Genomic DNA, 17108 nt, shown 5'->3' with positions numbered 1-17108 from the left:
GTTGTCAGTTCAGACAACCTCGGCGCCGTTTGTGCATTCCCACCGCAATTGTCGCTCCACCTGCTGATTTGTTTGCCAGAGTGGGAGATGTGTAAGGTTACCTCTCGTGCAAAGGAGCAACCCTGAGCACAGAAACAAGAAAATATGGCCCTGTGGCGCAGTTGGTTAGCGCGCCGCCCTGTCACGGCGGAGGTCGCGGGTTCAAGTCCCGTCAGGGTCGCTGGAAATCACTGTTTCTTCAGCGACAGTATTTTCTGGCCAGGTAGCTCAGTTGGTAGAGCGTCCGCCTGAAAAGTGGAAGGTCAGCGGTTCGACCCCGCTTCTGGCCACTTCTTGTTGAAGTGAAGATCAACCCCCAGCCCTTCGGCTGGGGGTTGATCTTTTTGCGTGCGGGCTGTGCGCCCCGCAGCCCACGGCGCCTCAGAATCCCGCTACTCTGGGGGACTACAGAATCACCCGCACGTGGAAAGTGAGAATGATGAGTACCGCAAAGAACCTGCAGATCGCACTCTTGGGCGCCAAGTCGGCCTACGATGCCTGGTCGCGTTACAGCGACCGCAAGGCGCAGCAGGCCTACGCCTCGCTGGCTGATGCCGCGGAGGCCTACGGCCCGGTCGCGGACAACGCGGCGGAGTCGGCCCGCGAGGGCCTGGACAAGGCCAGCAAGAAGAGCAGCGCGCTTCTCAAGGACGTGCGCTCGGACGGCAAGAAGCTGAGCCGCCGCGGCCGTCGTAAGGCGGAGAAGGCCGCCAAGCGCGCCGAGAAGGCCCGCAAGACCGCGGCGAAGCGAGTCCAGCGTCGGAACAAGAAGGGCCTGGGCTGGTTCGGCAAGCTCTCCCTCGCGACCCTTATCGCTGCCGTGGCTTCGGCCGTGGCGTACTTCGTCGCCAACAACAAGCGCAAGGCCCCGGCCCCGCTGGGCGCGAATGCGGACAACAAGCTCAAGGGTGACGAGACCTTTTCCAAGGTTGAGCCCACCGAGGTGAAGTTCCAGAGCGCGGACGCCGACGCCGAGAACAAGCCCGCCACCGAGCCGGCCCCCGAGGCCGACGCCGAGGTTAACGCCGACACCACCTCGACGGAGAACGCCGACGAGGTGCTCAAGGGCGACGAGACCTTCTCCGACGTCGAGCCCACCGAGGTGAACGTGCAGAGCGCCGACGACGCCAACCCCACCGACCCCACCACCGACAAGTAAGCAAGGGAGCTCAATCATGACCGAGAACAACCGCACCGTCCGACACGACGAGGCAGGAAGCCGTTACGTCATCGAGGTCGACGGCACCGAGGCAGGTTTCGCCGCCTACACCGATCACGGCGATGTCCGCGACTTCAACCACACCGTCGTCTCCGAGGACTTCCGTGGCCAGGGGCTCTCCAGCCCGCTGATCCGCGAGGCGCTGGATGACACCCGCTCCGCGGGCAAGACGATCACCCCGTCCTGCTCGGCAGTGGAGAACTTCCTCTCCAAGAACGAGGAGTACCAGGATCTCGTGGCTCAGTAACACCCACGCACATAAAAAACTCGCTGACGGGCTCTCCCGTCAGCGAGTTCTTTTATGTTCGCGTCAGATGACGTAGCAGTCCGGATCCACCAGATGCTGGTTCTCATCCTTCTTGCGTGGCCGGATCTTGGCGGGCACACCGGTGGCGATCGAGTCTGCCGGCACGTCCTTGGTCACCACCGCGTTCGCTCCCACCGAGGAGCCCGCACCGACGGTGATGGGGCCGAGGATCTTGGCTCCTGCGCCCACAATGACCCCGTCCTCCAGGGTGGGGTGCCGCTTGGTCTGCGTGAGTACCTGCCCGCCCAGGGTGACCCCGTGGTAGAGCATCACGTCGTCGCCGATCTCCGCGGTTTCGCCGATGACGATGCCCATGCCGTGGTCGATGAAAAATCGCCGGCCGATCGTCGCGCCCGGATGAATCTCGATGCCCGTGAGGAACCGGGTGATCTGGGAAAGGATGCGGGCGGGTGCCTTCAGCCCCCGGGTCCAGAGCCGGTGGGTGACCCGGTGGAGCCAGATCGCGTGCAACCCCGAGTAGACGATGGCGTTTTCTGCGTCGCCTCTGGCCGCGGGATCATGGACGCGGGCGTTCTGCAGATCTTCGCGGATCATCGACAGGATATTCATGCGGTTCACCCTAGCAGCGGAGAAGTAGTGGCTTTATGTGCCGGTATTTTTTAAATTCAGGCTGGAAACGGGCGTCGAAAAGCCTCCCGATCCCTGATGCCCCGGGCATATGCGGGAGGGGGACGCCTTCCATGGAAGGCGTCCCCCTGAGTGTCGCTAGCCCGGCGGCAGACTAGTCGCGGATGTCCTCGTAGAGGATGGTGGAGACGTAGCGCTCACCGAAGTCCGGGATGATGACCACGATGGTCTTGCCCTCGGCCTCGGGGCGCTTGGCCACCTCGAGAGCGGCGCGCACGTTGGCGCCGGCGGAGATGCCGCCGAGGATGCCGTCGGTCGTGGCCAGCTTGCGGGAGACGGACACGGCGTCCTCGTTGGAGACCTTGAGGATCTCGTCCACGGCGTTGCGGTCGTAGATCTCGGGGATGAAGTTCGCACCCAGGCCCTGGATCTTGTGCGGGCCGGCCTTGCCCTCGGAGAGCAGGGGAGAGGCGGCGGGCTCGACGGCGATGTTCTTGATGTCGGCGTTCTGCTCCTTGAGGTACTTGCCGGCACCGGAGATGGTGCCGCCGGTGCCGACGCCGGCGACGAAGTAGTCGATCTGGCCGTCGGTGTCGTTCCAGATCTCCGGGCCGGTGGTGTCGTAGTGGACCCGGACGTTTGCCTCGTTGGAGAACTGGCGGGCGAGGATGGCGTTGTCGCGCTCGGCGACGATCTCGTTCGCCTTGTCCAGGGCACCCTGCATGCCGGCGGAACCCGGGGTGAGGACGATCTCCGCACCGAAGGCACGCAGCAGCACGCGACGCTCGTTGGACATCGTCTCGGGCATGGTGAGGACGACGTTGTAACCGCGCGCGGCGCCGACCAGCGCTAGGGCGATGCCGGTGTTGCCGGAGGTGCCCTCGACGATGGTGCCGCCCGGCTTCAGCTCGCCGGACTTCTCGGCGGCGTCGACGATCGCCTTGCCGATACGGTCCTTGACGGAGTTGGCGGGGTTGTAGAACTCGAGCTTGGCCAGGATGGTGGCCTTGACGTCGTCGTCCTTGACGATGCCGTTGAGTTTGACCAGCGGCGTGCCGCCGATGAGGTCGAGGATGTTGTCGTTGATCTTTGCCATCGTGATGGCCTCCCTTGAGTGTGGAATGTATTTCTCCGCACCCACACTACACCCTCGTTAGAGACAGAGTGGTCTAAAGTGATTAGACCGTGACGTTCAGTGGCCGGATTGCGGCGGGGTTTGACTAGTCAACCGTCGCAGGCTCCCGCATGTGAACCTCGCCACCCGGGACACAGGGGGCCGCGTCCTTTTTTGTTTACCCCCGCCCGCCCGTTACGATGTAGGGAGAACACCATAAAGACCAGCGGATCGCCCCCCGACGGGGACACCTGCACGGGGTAGACCCGATCGAGGAGTGTGACATGGATTCCCAGCGAATCAAGGACGACGACGAGGCCATCCGCGCGGCGTTGACCTCGTTAAAGACGGCCACGGGGATCCCGGTGACCATGTACGGAACCCTGCTTTCCGATAACCGGCTTCAGCTCACCCACTGGGTTGGGCTTCGCACCCCCGCACTGCAGAATCTCATCATGGAACCGGGGGCGGGAGTGGGCGGCCGGGTGGTCACCACCCGCCGCGCGGTCGGTGTCTCCGACTATGTGCGGGCGAACCTCATCTCTCATGAGTACGACAAGGCCGTCCAGGACGAGTCTCTCCATTCCATCGTCGCCGTCCCCGTGATCGTGCAGAGGGAGATCCGGGGCGTCCTCTACGTGGGCGTCCATTCGCCCGTGCGCCTGGGCGACAAGGTCATCGAGGAAGTCACCATGACGGCCCGGACCCTGGAGCAGGACCTCGCGGTGAACTCCTCCCTGCGTCGCGCCGAGGGTGGCAAGGCCGTGGGCAAGAACGGCAGGGTCATGAACGGCGCCGAATGGGAGCAGGTGAGGTCAACCCACTCCAAGCTGCGGATGCTGGCGAACCGGGTGGAGGACGAGTCGCTTCGTCGAGAGCTGGAAATCCTCTGTGACCAGATGGTCTCCCCGGTGCGGGTCAAGCAGTCCACCAAACTCTCCGCACGCGAGCTCGATGTCCTCTCCTGTGTCGCCCTCGGACATACCAACGTCGAGGCCGCGGAGGAGATGGGGATCGGCGCGGAGACGGTGAAGTCCTACCTGCGTTCCGTGATGAGGAAGCTCGGCGCGCACACCAGGTACGAAGCCGTGAATGCCGCCAGGCGCATCGGCGCCCTTCCCTGACAGGGGCTAGTGTGGGGCGCGTGAAAGATCGATTCAGAGTTCAAGGTGGCGCCCGCCTCAGCGGCATGGTCAAGGTTGACGGAGCAAAGAACAGCGTGCTCAAGCTCATGGCCGCGGCCCTGCTCGCGGAGGGCACGACCACGCTGAACAACTGCCCGGGGATTCTCGACGTCCCCCTCATGCAGAACGTCCTGCGCGGCCTCGGCTGCGAGGTGGAGATCGACGGCTCGACGGTGCGCATCACCACGCCCGCGGTGGTCTCTCCCAACGCGGACTTCGACGCGGTCCGACAGTTCCGGGCCTCCGTCGCCGTGCTTGGCCCGCTCACCGCCAGGTGCGGACGGGCGGTCGTCGCGCTTCCGGGTGGCGACGCCATCGGCTCCCGCCCCCTGGACATGCACCAGTCGGGCCTGGAGAAACTCGGCGCCACCACCAAGATCCTCCACGGCGCCGTCGTCGCGGAAGCCGGAACCCTCCGCGGCGCGAACATCAAACTCGACTTCCCCTCCGTCGGTGCGACCGAGAACATCCTCACGGCCGCGGTCCTCGCCGAGGGGACGACGGTGCTGGACAATGCCGCACGTGAGCCGGAGATCATCGACCTCTGCGAGATGCTCGTCTCCATGGGTGCGCGCATCGACGGCGCGGGTACCTCCACCATCACCATCACCGGTGTCTCCGAGCTCCATCCCACGGAACACGACGTCATCGGCGACCGGATTGTCGCCGGCACCTGGGCGTATGCCGCGGTGATGACCCAGGGTGACATCACGGTCGGCGGCATCGCTCCCCGCCACCTCCACCTCGCGCTGCAGAAACTGCGGATGGCCGGGGCGGATGTGGAGACCTACGAGAACGGCTTCCGCGTGCGGATGGACCGTCGGCCCACGGCGGTGGACTACCAGACGCTCCCGTTCCCCGGCTTTCCGACGGATCTCCAGCCCATGGCGATCGGCATCTCGGCCGTCGCCGACGGCACCAGCGTCATCACCGAGAACGTCTTCGAGTCCAGGTTCCGTTTCGTCGACGAGATGCTCAGGCTCGGCGCTGATGCCTCGGTCGACGGCCACCACGTGGTGATCCGCGGACTGGAGAGACTCTCCTCCACTGAGGTCTGGAGCTCGGACATCCGCGCCGGCGCCGGACTGGTACTTGCCGGGCTGGTCTCGGAGGGGGAGACGATCGTGCACGACGTCTATCACATTGACCGGGGCTACCCGAGGTTCGTGGAGAACCTCCAGCGGCTGGGGGCCGACGTCACCCGGTTGGTGGGAACTGAGCAGTAGCCGGGAACTGGCCCCGCCACGACACTCAAAAACGTGTGTTGTGGTGGGGGTTTGTGTTTTGTCGGGGTGGTGGGTAACTTAGTTCAGGTCAGCGAGACCGACAGCGCCCCACCGGGACAGAGAACGACAGTCCCCGGATGTGCGGCGAGAGGAAAACACCCGCTGGTGACATCGCCGGACCATTGATGGTTGTCGGTGATGTGGAAGAAAAATCTTTGGTCGGCAGTGCGATCATCGCCGTGTGCGGTGTGAGTGTGGTGACCGGTGTTGTGTGAGAACTCGATAGTGTGCCAATGTACTTTATTTGTTTTTTCTTACCACGGCACCGCTTCCGTTGTGCGGGGTGGTGTGGGGTGGGTGCATGGCGTGTGGTTGACCATGAATGTTCGTGTGGTTGCCCCACCGACTGATGTTGTCCCTTCTGTCACGGGGTTTGGTTGGTGGTTGGTGATACATGGATGGTTGATCATGTTCTGTGATGCGCCTACCACTCTCGGGCTTTTGGCCCGGGGTGTGGTGTAGCGGTTCGTGTGGGGGTTTGTCTCGTCGATTCATCCCTGCGTGGATTGTGGGCGTGGATCATGTTTGGTGGTTCATGTTTGTTTTTTGATTGTTTTTTGTCAGTTGTTTGGACTCTTTGATGCGTCTGAATGTTTCTGCATTCTTTTGTGGAGAGTTTGATCCTGGCTCAGGATGAACGCTGGCGGCGTGCTTAACACATGCAAGTCGAACGATGATGCCCAGCTTGCTGGGTGGATTAGTGGCGAACGGGTGAGTAACACGTGGGTGATCTGCCTCGTACTTCGGGATAAGCCTGGGAAACTGGGTCTAATACCGGATAGGACTGCATCGTAAGGGTGTGGTGGAAAGTTTTTTCGGTACGAGATGAGCCTGCGGCCTATCAGCTTGTTGGTGGGGTAATGGCCTACCAAGGCGTCGACGGGTATCCGGCCTGAGAGGGTGTACGGACACATTGGGACTGAGATACGGCCCAGACTCCTACGGGAGGCAGCAGTGGGGAATATTGCACAATGGGCGAAAGCCTGATGCAGCGACGCCGCGTGGGGGATGACGGCCTTCGGGTTGTAAACTCCTTTCGTCAGGGACGAAGCCCTTCGGGGTGACGGTACCTGGATAAGAAGCACCGGCTAACTACGTGCCAGCAGCCGCGGTAATACGTAGGGTGCGAGCGTTGTCCGGAATTACTGGGCGTAAAGAGCTCGTAGGTGGTTTGTCGCGTCGTCTGTGAAATTCCGGGGCTCAACTCCGGATGGGCAGGCGATACGGGCATAACTTGAGTGCTGTAGGGGAGACTGGAATTCCTGGTGTAGCGGTGAAATGCGCAGATATCAGGAGGAACACCGATGGCGAAGGCAGGTCTCTGGGCAGTTACTGACGCTGAGGAGCGAAAGCATGGGTAGCGAACAGGATTAGATACCCTGGTAGTCCATGCCGTAAACGGTGGGCGCTAGGTGTAGGGGGCTTCCACGTCTTCTGTGCCGTAGCTAACGCATTAAGCGCCCCGCCTGGGGAGTACGGCCGCAAGGCTAAAACTCAAAGGAATTGACGGGGGCCCGCACAAGCGGCGGAGCATGTGGATTAATTCGATGCAACGCGAAGAACCTTACCTGGGCTTGACATACACCGGACCGGGCCAGAGATGGTCTTTCCCTTTGTGGTCGGTGTACAGGTGGTGCATGGTTGTCGTCAGCTCGTGTCGTGAGATGTTGGGTTAAGTCCCGCAACGAGCGCAACCCTTGTCTTATGTTGCCAGCACGTGATGGTGGGGACTCATGAGAGACTGCCGGGGTTAACTCGGAGGAAGGTGGGGATGACGTCAAATCATCATGCCCCTTATGTCCAGGGCTTCACACATGCTACAATGGTCGGTACAACAGGTTGCGATGCAGTGATGTTCAGCTAATCCTTAAAGCCGGCCTTAGTTCGGATTGGGGTCTGCAACTCGACCCCATGAAGTCGGAGTCGCTAGTAATCGTAGATCAGCAACGCTGCGGTGAATACGTTCCCGGGCCTTGTACACACCGCCCGTCACGTCATGAAAGTTGGTAACACCCGAAGCCCATGGCCCAACCAGTTTACTGGGGGGAGTGGTCGAAGGTGGGATCGGCGATTGGGACGAAGTCGTAACAAGGTAGCCGTACCGGAAGGTGCGGCTGGATCACCTCCTTTCTAAGGAGATTTTTGAGATAGTAGTTTTTCCCCATGGGTCGGGTAGTTTCCCGGCTGGTGTGGGGTGTGGTTGAGGTTGCCGAGTGTGCACCTGCCACATGGTTTTCTGGCAGTGGAAGCTGCACGAACGGTTCTTTCCGTGTGTGGTGCGTCTGCCCCGGTGGTGGAGGAGACAAATAATTGAATGGTGCGTTGGCATGCTGTCGGGTGTCTGGGACAACACGTGTGTGTGTTCCCGTGGACCGTGCTGTCGGTTACTGCTCTGTAGATTGATCCTCCTTGGTGGGGGTTGTGGGGTGGTGGGCTGGTGGTGGGGTGTGTTGTGTGAGAACTGTATAGTGGACGCGAGCATTTCATTGATTGGCACCTGCTGCCCTGGTGTGGTGGTGGGTGTGGTTGGTGTGTGTTTTTTTCTGTTCTTTTTGTGTGATTTTGTGTGTGTTGCCCGGACAAGTTTTTGTGTTTGTTCGTTAAGGGCGCATGGTGGATGCCTTGGCATGCTGAGCCGATGAAGGACGTGTGAGGCTGCGTTATGCCTCGGGGAGTTGCCAACTGAGCGTTGATCCGAGGATGTCCGAATGGGGAAACCCGGCACCTGTTATGGGGTGTCACCGTTCCATGAATTCATAGTGGTTCGGGGGTTACGCGGGGAAGTGAAACATCTCAGTACCCGTAGGAAGAGAAAATAATAATGATTCCGCTAGTAGCGGCGAGCGAACGTGGATCAGGCTAAACCGCGTGTGTGTGATACCTGGGTAGGGGTTGCATGCGTGGTGTTGTGGGGAGCATTGTTCACCGGTTACCCGACGGTGTGCCCTTTTTTTGCGCGTGGTTAGTGGAAGTGGTCTGGGATGGCCCACGAAACAGGGTGAGAGTCCCGTACATGAAGGCCAGGTGTGGGGGGTTGGTGTTTACCCGAGTAGCAGCGGGCTCGTGGAATCTGCTGTGAATCTGCCGGGACCACCCGGTAAGCCTAAATACTCAGTGTGACCGATAGCGGATTAGTACCGTGAGGGAATGGTGAAAAGTACCCCGGGAGGGGAGTGAAATAGTTCCTGAAACCATGTGCTTACAATCCGTCAGAGCACCTCTTGTGTGTGATGGCGTGCCTTTTGAAGAATGAGCCTGCGAGTCAGCGGCATGTCGCGAGGTTAACCCGTTGTGGGGTAGTCGTAGCGAAAGCGAATACTAATTAGTGTGTTTGAGTGGCATGTCCTGGACCCGAAGCGGAGTGATCTACCCATGGCCAGTGTGAAGCAGCTGTAAGAGGTTGTGGAGGCGCGAACCCACTTAGGTTGAAAACTGAGGGGATGAGTTGTGGGTAGGGGTGAAAGGCCAATCAAACTCCGTGATAGCTGGTTCTCCCCGAAATGCATTTAGGTGCAGCGTCGTATGAGCTTGCCGGAGGTAGAGCTACTGGTTGATTGAGCGGGACTACCATCTTAGCAATGTCAGCCAAACTCCGAATGCCGGTGTAAGTGTTGTACGGCAGTGAGACTGTGGGGGATAAGCTTCATGGTCGAGAGGGAAACAGCCCAGATCGCCGGCTAAGGCCCCTAAGGGTGTACTAAGTGGAAAAGGATGTGTGATCGCGAAGACAGCCAGGAGGTTGGCTTAGAAGCAGCCACCCTTGAAAGAGTGCGTAATAGCTCACTGGTCGAGTGGTTGTGCGCCGACAATGTAGTGGGGCTCAAGTACACCGCCGAAGCCGCGGCATCACACCAAAGGTGTGATGGGTAGGGGAGCGTCGTGCATGGGGTGAAGCCTGACCGTGAGGGCGGGTGGACTGTGTGCGAGTGAGAATGCAGGCATGAGTAACGAGTGTAAGGTGAGAATCCTTACCGCCGGATGACTAAGGGTTCCTGGGTCAAGTTCGTCTTCCCAGGGTGAGTCGGGGCCTAAGGCGAGGCCGACAGGCGTAGTCGATGGATAACGGGTTGATATTCCCGTACCCGTATGTGTGCGACCATGGTGAATCGGGGATACTAACCACCCATAATCACCGCCAAGCCCCGCCTTCGGGTGGGGCAGGTGGTGTGCGTGCGTGGGGCCTGATCCGGTAGTAGCCAAGTGATGGGGTGACGCAGGAGGGTAGCCGAGCCACTTAGTGGATTGTGGTGCAAGCGTGCAGGCCGGTGTGTAGGTAAATCCGCACACCATCAAGGCTGAGGCGTGATGCGTAGGACCTCATGGTCTGATGTTGGTGATCCCGTGCTGTCGAGAAAAGCCTCTAGCGATGTGCACATATGGCCCGTACCCGAAACCGACACAGGTAGTCAGGTAGAGAATACTAAGGCGGTCGGGTGAACTGTGGTTAAGGAACTCGGCAAAATGACCCCGTAACTTCGGGAGAAGGGGTGCCATTGCTGGTGACAGTCTTGACGGCTGGTAGCTGGTGGTGGTCGCAGAGAATAGAGGGAAGCGACTGTTTATCAAAAACACAGGTCCGTGCGAAAACGTTGAAGTTGATGTATACGGACTGACGCCTGCCCGGTGCTGGAAGGTTAAGAGGACCGGTTAGGACACCCTTGTGGTGTTCGAAGCTGAGAATTTAAGCCCCAGTAAACGGCGGTGGTAACTATAACCATCCTAAGGTAGCGAAATTCCTTGTCGGGTAAGTTCCGACCTGCACGAATGGCGTAACGACTTCCCTGCTGTCTCAACCACAGGCCCGGTGAAATTGCAGTACGAGTAAAGATGCTCGTTTCGCGCGGCAGGACGAAAAGACCCCGGGACCTTCACTATAGCTTGGTATTGGTGTTCGGTTCGGTTTGTGTAGGATAGGTGGGAGACTTAGAGATCATCACGCCAGTGGTGGTGGAGTCGTTGTTGAAATACCACTCTGATCGGATTGGATACCTGAACCTTGGCCCATGATCTGGGTTGGGGACAGTGCCTGGTGGGTAGTTTAACTGGGGCGGTTGCCTCCCAAAATGTAACGGAGGCGCCCAAAGGTTCCCTCAGCCTGGTTGGCAATCAGGTGTTGAGTGTAAGTGCACAAGGGAGCTTGACTGCGAGACGTACAGGTCGAGCAGGGACGAAAGTCGGGACTAGTGATCCGGCACCTACTAGTGGATGTGGTGTCGCTCAACGGATAAAAGGTACCCCGGGGATAACAGGCTGATCTTCCCCAAGAGTCCATATCGACGGGATGGTTTGGCACCTCGATGTCGGCTCGTCGCATCCTGGGGCTGGAGTAGGTCCCAAGGGTTGGGCTGTTCGCCCATTAAAGCGGCACGCGAGCTGGGTTCAGAACGTCGTGAGACAGTTCGGTCTCTATCCGCCGCGCGCGTGGAAACTTGAAGAAGGCTGTCCCTAGTACGAGAGGACCGGGACGGACGTACCTCTAGTGTGCCAGTTGTTCCGCCAGGGGCATTGCTGGTTGGCTACGTACGGAAGGGATAACCGCTGAAAGCATCTAAGCGGGAAGCCTGTTCTGAGATGAGGTTTCTTTTGAGGTCCCCTATAGATGATGGGGTTGATAGGCCAGATCTGGACGTGGGGTAACCCATGGAGGTGACTGGTACTAATGCACCGACTTCAAACACAATAGTTTTTAACAACATCTGCCGCCCCCGGTTGGTGGGGTGGTGGTGGTTCTGCTGCACGCATGATCTCCCACGCTTGTTGGGGGCAGAAAAAAAGGTTATTGCTCGCGTTCATTATGCAGTGTCTGACACGGCACATGTGGTCTACGGTGATCGCCCCGGTTGGGGTGGTGTTCCATGTGTGTGTCGGTGGTTGATAGCGGCAGGGAAACGCCCGGTCCCGTTCCGAACCCGGAAGCTAAGCCTGCCCGCGCTGATGGTACTGCACCCGGGAGGGTGTGGGAGAGTAAGTTGCCGCCGACCTAAAACAACAACAACTACATAGCAGTGAGGGCCTGTGGGTCACCCCGGACGGATGAGAATCCTCAGGGGTGGCGCACAGGCCCTTTTTTGCCATGCCCGGAAACACCCCACCACCCCAGCCCAGGGGGGCTGGGGTGGTGTGGGGGTTTTAGTAGAGGACGGCGCCTTCGGCGGCGGAGTGCACGAGTTTGGCGTATTTGCCTAGGACTCCGTGTAGTCGGGGGTTGTCGGGGATGGTCCATTCGGTTTTGCGGCGGGTGAGTTCCTCGTCATCGATGTGGAGGGTGAGGGTGCGGGTGGGGATGTCGACGGTGACGAGGTCACCGTCGTTGACCAGAGCAATCGGCCCACCATCCACTGCCTCCGGAGCGACGTGACCGATACAGAGGCCGGTGGAGCCGCCGGAGAAGCGCCCGTCGGTGATGAGCAGGACGTCCTTGCCGATGCCCGCTCCCTTGATCGCGCCCGTGATGGCGAGCATCTCGCGCATTCCCGGTCCGCCCTTCGGGCCCTCGTAGCGGATGATGATGACATCGCCCTTGTTCAGCTCGCCGTTGAGCACGGCGTCCATGGCGGGTTGTTCGCGGTCGAAGACCCGGGCAGGCCCCTCGAAACGCTCCGCGTCAAAGCCGGCGGTCTTCACCACCGCGCCGTCCGGGGCCAGGGATCCCTTGAGAATCGACAGGCCGCCCGTGGCGTGAATGGGGTCGTTCAGTGCGCGGAGGATCTTGCCGTCGGGGTCGGGCGGGTTGATTCCCGCGAGGTTCTCGGCAACCGTTTTGCCGGTGACGGTGAGGCAGGAACCGTCGATGAGGCCGGCGTCGAGAAGCGCCTTCATGACCACGGGGATGCCGCCGATCTTGAAGACATCGTTCATGACGTACTCGCCGAAGGGTTTGAGGTTTCCCAGGTGGGGGACGCGGTCACTGACGTCGTTGAAGTCGTCGAGCGTGAGGTCGACCTCGGCCTCCCTGGCGATGGCCAACAGGTGGAGCACGGCGTTGGTGGAGCCGCCGAGCGCCATGACCACGGCAAGCGCATTGAGCAGGGAGGCGCGGGTGACGATGTCCCGCGCGGTGATCCCCTGCTCGAGCAGGCCCACCACCGCCTCGCCGGACTTGCGGGCGTATTCGGTGCGGCTGCGGTGGATGGCCGGGGGCGCGGCGGAGCCGGGCAGGGATAGTCCCATGGCCTCGGCGGCCGAGGCCATGGTGTTGGCCGTGTACATGCCGCCGCAGGCGCCCTCGCCAGGGCAGACGGATCGCTCGATGGAGTCCAGATCGGCCTGGCTCATTTTGCCGGCGCGGCACGCTCCGACGCCTTCAAAGGCGTCGATAAGCGTCACTTCCCTTTCGGTGCCGTCTTCCATGCGGGCGCTGCCGGGCATGGTCGAGCCGTTGTAGAGGAACACGGAGGAGAGGTTGAGGCGCACTGCGCCCATGATCATGCCGGGGATGGACTTGTCGCATCCGGCCATGAGGACAGAGCCGTCGAGGCGCTCGGCCGACATCACCGTCTCCACGGAGTCGGCGATGACCTCGCGGGAGACCAGCGAGTAATGCATGCCCTCGTGGCCCATGGAGATGCCGTCAGAGACGGAGATGGTGCCGAACTCCAGCGGGTACCCTCCGGCCGCGTGCACGCCCTCCTTGGCGAACTGGGCCAGCTTCGAGAGGGTGAGGTTGCACGGGGTGATCTCGTTCCAGGAGGAGGCGACGGCGATCTGGGGTTTGGTCCAGTCGTCGTCACCCATTCCCACGGCACGGAGCATTCCGCGCGAGGCCGTGGCTTCGATGCCGTCGGTGACGTCGCGGGAACGGGGTTTGATGTCGACACCCGGGCGCGGGCCCGGTGAATGAGTATCCATAGGCGAATACTAGGCCACCGCCCCCGGTGGTGTCCCGCATCTCACCCTCTCGGGGCAAAGTCAGGGGAGACCCCGATGCGCGGAGTTCCTCCGCGTCGGTAGGTTCGTTGCAGTAACGGATCATCCTGCACGGCCGCGGACAACGCGATGTCGTGTATCAACCTCAACGATCGGAACCTCACATGGCCTCGACCGCCGCTGACCCCACCGTCCCTCAGCCGCAACAACCCGCCCGCCGCGCGGCAGCCCGCTCCGTGGACCTGTTCAAGCAGTACGGCAGCGGCGACACCGCCGTCACGGCCCTCGACCACGTCACCGTCGAGTTCGCCGCCAATGAGTTCACCGCGATCATGGGCCCGTCAGGTTCCGGCAAGTCCACCCTCATGCACACCATGGCCGGCCTGGATTCGGCGACCTCCGGCGACGCGTTCATCGGTGACACCAATCTCACCGGGCTCAACGACAAGGAGATCACCTCCCTGCGGCGCGACCGGCTGGGGTTCATCTTCCAGTCCTTCAACCTGGTGCCCACCCTCACAGCGCGGGAGAACATCACGCTGCCCAGCGATATTGCGGGTAAGGACGTCGATAAGCAGTGGTTCGACGAGGTGACCGAGCGCCTGGGTCTGATCAACCGCCTCACCCACCGGCCGGCGGAGCTGTCCGGCGGTCAGCAGCAGCGGGTGGCCTGCGCGCGTGCGCTGGTGTCGCGTCCGGAGATCATCTTCGGGGACGAGCCGACGGGCAACCTCGACTCCAACTCCTCGACGGAAGTGCTCAACATCCTGCGCACCGCGGTGGACTCGGACAACCAGACGGTGGTGATCGTCACGCATGACGCCCGCGCCGCGTCCTACTCCGACCGGGTGATCTTCCTCGCGGACGGCAAGATCGTGGAGGAGATGCGCGAGCCCACCATGGAGAAGATCCACGCGATGATGGCCGGGATCGAGGGCTAGGAAAACACATGGCACAAAACACCATGCGCAACGTCTCGTTGCGCAACATCGCCGCCCACAAGCTGCGCCTGGCGCTGACGGTTCTCGCCGTCGTGCTCGGCACGGCTTTCATCTCGGGCGCCTTCATGTTCACCAATTCGCTGTCCAACACCTTCGACTCGGCGGTGAGCAGCGCCTACGACGATGTGGACGCGGTCGTCTCCGGCGGGCCGACGATTGAGCAGCGCGACGAGATCGTCGGAAACGAGCTCGTCAACAACGTCAACATCACCGCCAGCACCACGGTGGTCATGGCCAAGGGGGACGCCGACAATCCGGAGCCGCTGCAGACCGGCGCGGGCACGCAGACCCTGTCGGTCTGGTACCCCAGCGACGACGCCGTCGGCCAGGCCCCCGAGCTTGTCGAGGGGGAGGAGCCGTCCGGGGACGCAGAGATGGCCATCAACGCCGCGGCAGCCGAGAAGTTCGAGGTCGGCGTCGGTGACACGCTGCTCGTCGTCGACCCGATGGAGCGCCGCGAGATGACCGTCTCCGGCCTCTACGAGACCGAACTCGACCAGGGCGGCAGCCTCATCGGCCTCATGGACGAGCAGTCCTACCTGGACCGTTACACGCCGGGTGGTCAGGTCGACCAGCTCATCGTCGACGCCGTCGACTCCACCTCGCCCCAGGAGCTTGTCGACGCCCTGTCGGCCGATTACCCGGATCTCGAGGTGGAAACCGGCGAGGCACTCGCCGACGAGATCTCGGAGCAGATCCAGTCCGCGCTGTCGTTCGTCAACTACTTCCTCATCGCCTTCGGACTGGTCGCCCTGCTCGTGGGCACCTTCCTCATCGCCAACACCTTCTCCATGATCGTCGCCCAGCGCACCAAGGAGTTCGCACTGCTGCGGGCGCTGGGTGCGTCCCGCGGCCAGATCACCCGCTCGGTCACGTTCGAGGCCGCCATCATCGGGTTCATCGGCTCCGTCATCGGTGTCATCGCCGGAATCGGCCTGGTCGCAGCCATCAAGGCGGTCATGTCGGCGCAGGAGATGGCACTGCCGGACTCCGGCCTCGGACTCTCCCCGGCGGCGATCCTCGTGCCCGTGGTCCTGGGAACCGTGGTCACCGTGCTGTCCGCCTGGGCTCCCGCGCGTCGGGCCGGCGCCATTGAGCCGGTGGAGGCGATGCGCTCGAGCGAGTCGTCGACAAGCCAGCCCCTCGCCGTGCGCACCATCTTCGGAGCCGTGCTCCTGGTCGTCGGCATCGCCGCGGCAGCTATAGGTGCGGCCCTCACCGACTGGTCCACCACTCAGCGCGCCATCGCGGTGGGAGTCGGCGCCCTGTCGATCTTCATCGGCTTCTTCCTGGCCGGGCCGGCGCTGTCACTGCCGGTGGTGCCCACCTTCGGCCGGGTCATCGGCCTGCCCTTCGGTTCGATCGGCAAGCTCGCCTCCACCAACACCCGCCGCAACCCGCGCCGCACCGCGACGACGGCGTTCGCCCTCGCCCTCGGAGTCGCGCTGGTGACGGCGATCGGCATGCTGGGTTCCACCATGCAGAAGTCCATCGCCGACACCATCGAGAACGACGTTGCGGCTGAGCACATCCTCATGGGCCCGACCAACGGCAGTTTCCCCATTCCTGCGGAGGTCCCGGATGCCGCGGCCGAGGCCGACGGCGTGGGTGAGGTGATCACGTACTCGAACGCCCAGGTCGCCGTGGACGGGGTGTTCACCTACGACTACGCCCCCGGTGTCGGCGCCAGCGATGTCGTCTCCGGCAACCCCGCGCACATGGTCACCTTCGACATGAAGGAGGGCGACTCGGACATCTCGGACGGCGGCATGCTCGCCTCCGAGAAGTTCGCCGCCGAACACGGCTGGGAGGTCGGTCAGACCTACGAGGTCACCGCCCCGGGCGTCAGCCCGGACGCGGCCGAGACCGAGCTCGTGGGCATCTACCGCGAGAATTCCCTGTTCGCCCACAACATCATCTCGGAGGCGGACGCCCTCAAGGTGTTGCCCGCAGAGATGATCAGCCCGGCGTTCATGGGAGCCAACGGGGACGGATCGCTGGATGAGTCCGAGGTGCGCAGCAACCTCGAGGAAGCCGTCGCCCCCTACATCGTGGTCCAGGTGATGACCGGCGAGGAGATGGCCGGCGAGGCCAACATGGCCATCACCCAGATGCTCAACATCCTCTACGCGCTGCTCGCGCTGGCGGTGATCATCGCGGTGCTGGGCATCGTCAACACCCTGACGCTCTCGGTCATCGAGCGCCGCCAGGAGATCGGCATGCTGCGCGCCGTGGGTACCCTGCGCGGTCAGGTCCGCACCATGATCACCCTGGAATCGGTGCAGATCGCCGTCTTCGGCGCCATCGCCGGCGTGCTCATCGGCCTCGGCCTCGGCTGGGCCTTCATCACCGTGCTCTCCGGCGAGGGCCTCGAGGATCCGGTGATTCCCTGGCCGCTGATCGGCATCGTGCTGGCCGGCTCGGTCGTCGTGGGCCTGCTGGCCGCGGTCTTCCCCGCCAACCGCGCCGCCAAGACCCCGGCGCTCGACGCCATCTCGGAATAG

Annotated in this window: 9 protein-coding genes, 2 tRNA genes and 3 rRNA genes; 11 read left to right on the top strand and 3 right to left on the bottom strand. The window is 62.1% G+C overall.

The genetic code is table 11. From position 1 onward, the window contains the following. Positions 1–146: 146 nt before the first annotated feature. From CDOO_RS10980 to CDOO_RS10965, 4 genes are all read left to right on the top strand, one after another. Positions 147–220: transfer RNA gene (locus CDOO_RS10980), tRNA-Asp, on the top strand. A gap of 36 nt (positions 221–256) precedes the next feature. Further along, positions 257–329, top strand: a tRNA-Phe gene (locus CDOO_RS10975). Between the two features lie 149 nt (positions 330–478). Next, positions 479–1198 (top strand): hypothetical protein, encoded by a 720-nt coding sequence (locus CDOO_RS10970; protein ID WP_155861377.1) that lies wholly within the window; start codon positions 479–481, stop codon positions 1196–1198. Between the two features lie 16 nt (positions 1199–1214). Beyond that, positions 1215–1505 carry a GNAT family N-acetyltransferase gene (locus tag CDOO_RS10965; protein WP_018022743.1) on the top strand — a complete coding sequence of 97 codons (291 nt, stop codon included), beginning with the start codon at positions 1215–1217 and terminating at the stop codon, positions 1503–1505. Positions 1506–1568: 63 nt separating this feature from the next. On the opposite strand, the gene epsC is transcribed toward CDOO_RS10965, so the two are convergent. Together epsC and cysK are read right to left on the bottom strand one after the other, a co-directional pair. After that, a complete protein-coding gene (gene epsC, locus CDOO_RS10960) occupies positions 1569–2135 on the bottom strand; it encodes a serine O-acetyltransferase EpsC (protein WP_026159469.1) in 567 nt (188 codons plus the stop codon). A 172-nt stretch (positions 2136–2307) separates the two neighbouring features. Next, on the bottom strand, positions 2308–3249 hold the full coding sequence (gene cysK, locus CDOO_RS10955; RefSeq protein ID WP_018022745.1) for a cysteine synthase A: 942 nt from the start codon (positions 3247–3249) through the stop codon (positions 2308–2310). A gap of 302 nt (positions 3250–3551) precedes the next feature. On the opposite strand from cysK, the gene ramA reads away from it, so the two are divergent. The 5 genes from ramA (at position 3552) to rrf (ending at position 11718) form a co-directional block, all read left to right on the top strand. After that, positions 3552–4391 carry an acetate metabolism transcriptional regulator RamA gene (gene ramA, locus CDOO_RS10950; protein ID WP_018022746.1) on the top strand — a complete coding sequence of 280 codons (840 nt, stop codon included), beginning with the start codon at positions 3552–3554 and terminating at the stop codon, positions 4389–4391. Positions 4392–4411: 20 nt separating this feature from the next. Further along, positions 4412–5677 carry a UDP-N-acetylglucosamine 1-carboxyvinyltransferase gene (murA, locus tag CDOO_RS10945; RefSeq protein ID WP_026159470.1) on the top strand — a complete coding sequence of 422 codons (1266 nt, stop codon included), beginning with the start codon at positions 4412–4414 and terminating at the stop codon, positions 5675–5677. Between the two features lie 665 nt (positions 5678–6342). Beyond that, a 16S ribosomal RNA gene (locus tag CDOO_RS10940) occupies positions 6343–7867 on the top strand. Positions 7868–8325: 458 nt separating this feature from the next. Further along, a 23S ribosomal RNA gene (locus tag CDOO_RS10935) occupies positions 8326–11418 on the top strand. 182 nt (positions 11419–11600) lie between these two features. Further along, positions 11601–11718 (top strand): 5S ribosomal RNA (gene rrf, locus CDOO_RS10930). The 16S, 23S and 5S rRNA genes sit together here, the layout of an rRNA operon. A gap of 148 nt (positions 11719–11866) precedes the next feature. On the opposite strand, the gene ilvD is transcribed toward rrf, so the two are convergent. Then, positions 11867–13585, bottom strand: a complete 1719-nt coding sequence (gene ilvD / locus CDOO_RS10925) for a dihydroxy-acid dehydratase (RefSeq protein ID WP_018020536.1) — start codon at positions 13583–13585, stop codon at positions 11867–11869. Positions 13586–13767: 182 nt separating this feature from the next. On the opposite strand from ilvD, the gene CDOO_RS10920 reads away from it, so the two are divergent. After that, positions 13768–14544, top strand: coding sequence for an ABC transporter ATP-binding protein (locus CDOO_RS10920; RefSeq protein ID WP_018020537.1), 777 nt, complete (start codon positions 13768–13770; stop codon positions 14542–14544). An 8-nt stretch (positions 14545–14552) separates the two neighbouring features. Next, positions 14553–17108, top strand: a complete 2556-nt coding sequence (locus CDOO_RS10915) for an ABC transporter permease (protein ID WP_018020538.1) — start codon at positions 14553–14555, stop codon at positions 17106–17108.

The sequence above is a fragment of the Corynebacterium doosanense CAU 212 = DSM 45436 genome, from assembly GCF_000767055.1.
In the GTDB taxonomy this organism is placed as follows: domain Bacteria; phylum Actinomycetota; class Actinomycetes; order Mycobacteriales; family Mycobacteriaceae; genus Corynebacterium; species Corynebacterium doosanense.
The sequence above is the reverse complement of the archived record's forward strand: the minus strand, read 5'-3'. Positions and strand labels throughout refer to the sequence as shown.

Bases quoted from the DNA above. Each gene is read 5' to 3' on its own strand.
- cysK (WP_018022745.1), bottom strand. From the start codon at position 3,249: ATGGCAAAGATCAACGACAACATCCTCGACCTCATCGGCGGCACGCCG.
- CDOO_RS10915 (WP_018020538.1), top strand. From the start codon at position 14,553: ATGGCACAAAACACCATGCGCAACGTCTCGTTGCGCAACATCGCCGCC.
- ramA (WP_018022746.1), top strand. From the start codon at position 3,552: ATGGATTCCCAGCGAATCAAGGACGACGACGAGGCCATCCGCGCGGCG.
- epsC (WP_026159469.1), bottom strand. From the start codon at position 2,135: ATGAATATCCTGTCGATGATCCGCGAAGATCTGCAGAACGCCCGCGTC.
- CDOO_RS10920 (WP_018020537.1), top strand. From the start codon at position 13,768: ATGGCCTCGACCGCCGCTGACCCCACCGTCCCTCAGCCGCAACAACCC.
- CDOO_RS10965 (WP_018022743.1), top strand. From the start codon at position 1,215: ATGACCGAGAACAACCGCACCGTCCGACACGACGAGGCAGGAAGCCGT.
- ilvD (WP_018020536.1), bottom strand. From the start codon at position 13,585: ATGGATACTCATTCACCGGGCCCGCGCCCGGGTGTCGACATCAAACCC.
- CDOO_RS10970 (WP_155861377.1), top strand. From the start codon at position 479: ATGAGTACCGCAAAGAACCTGCAGATCGCACTCTTGGGCGCCAAGTCG.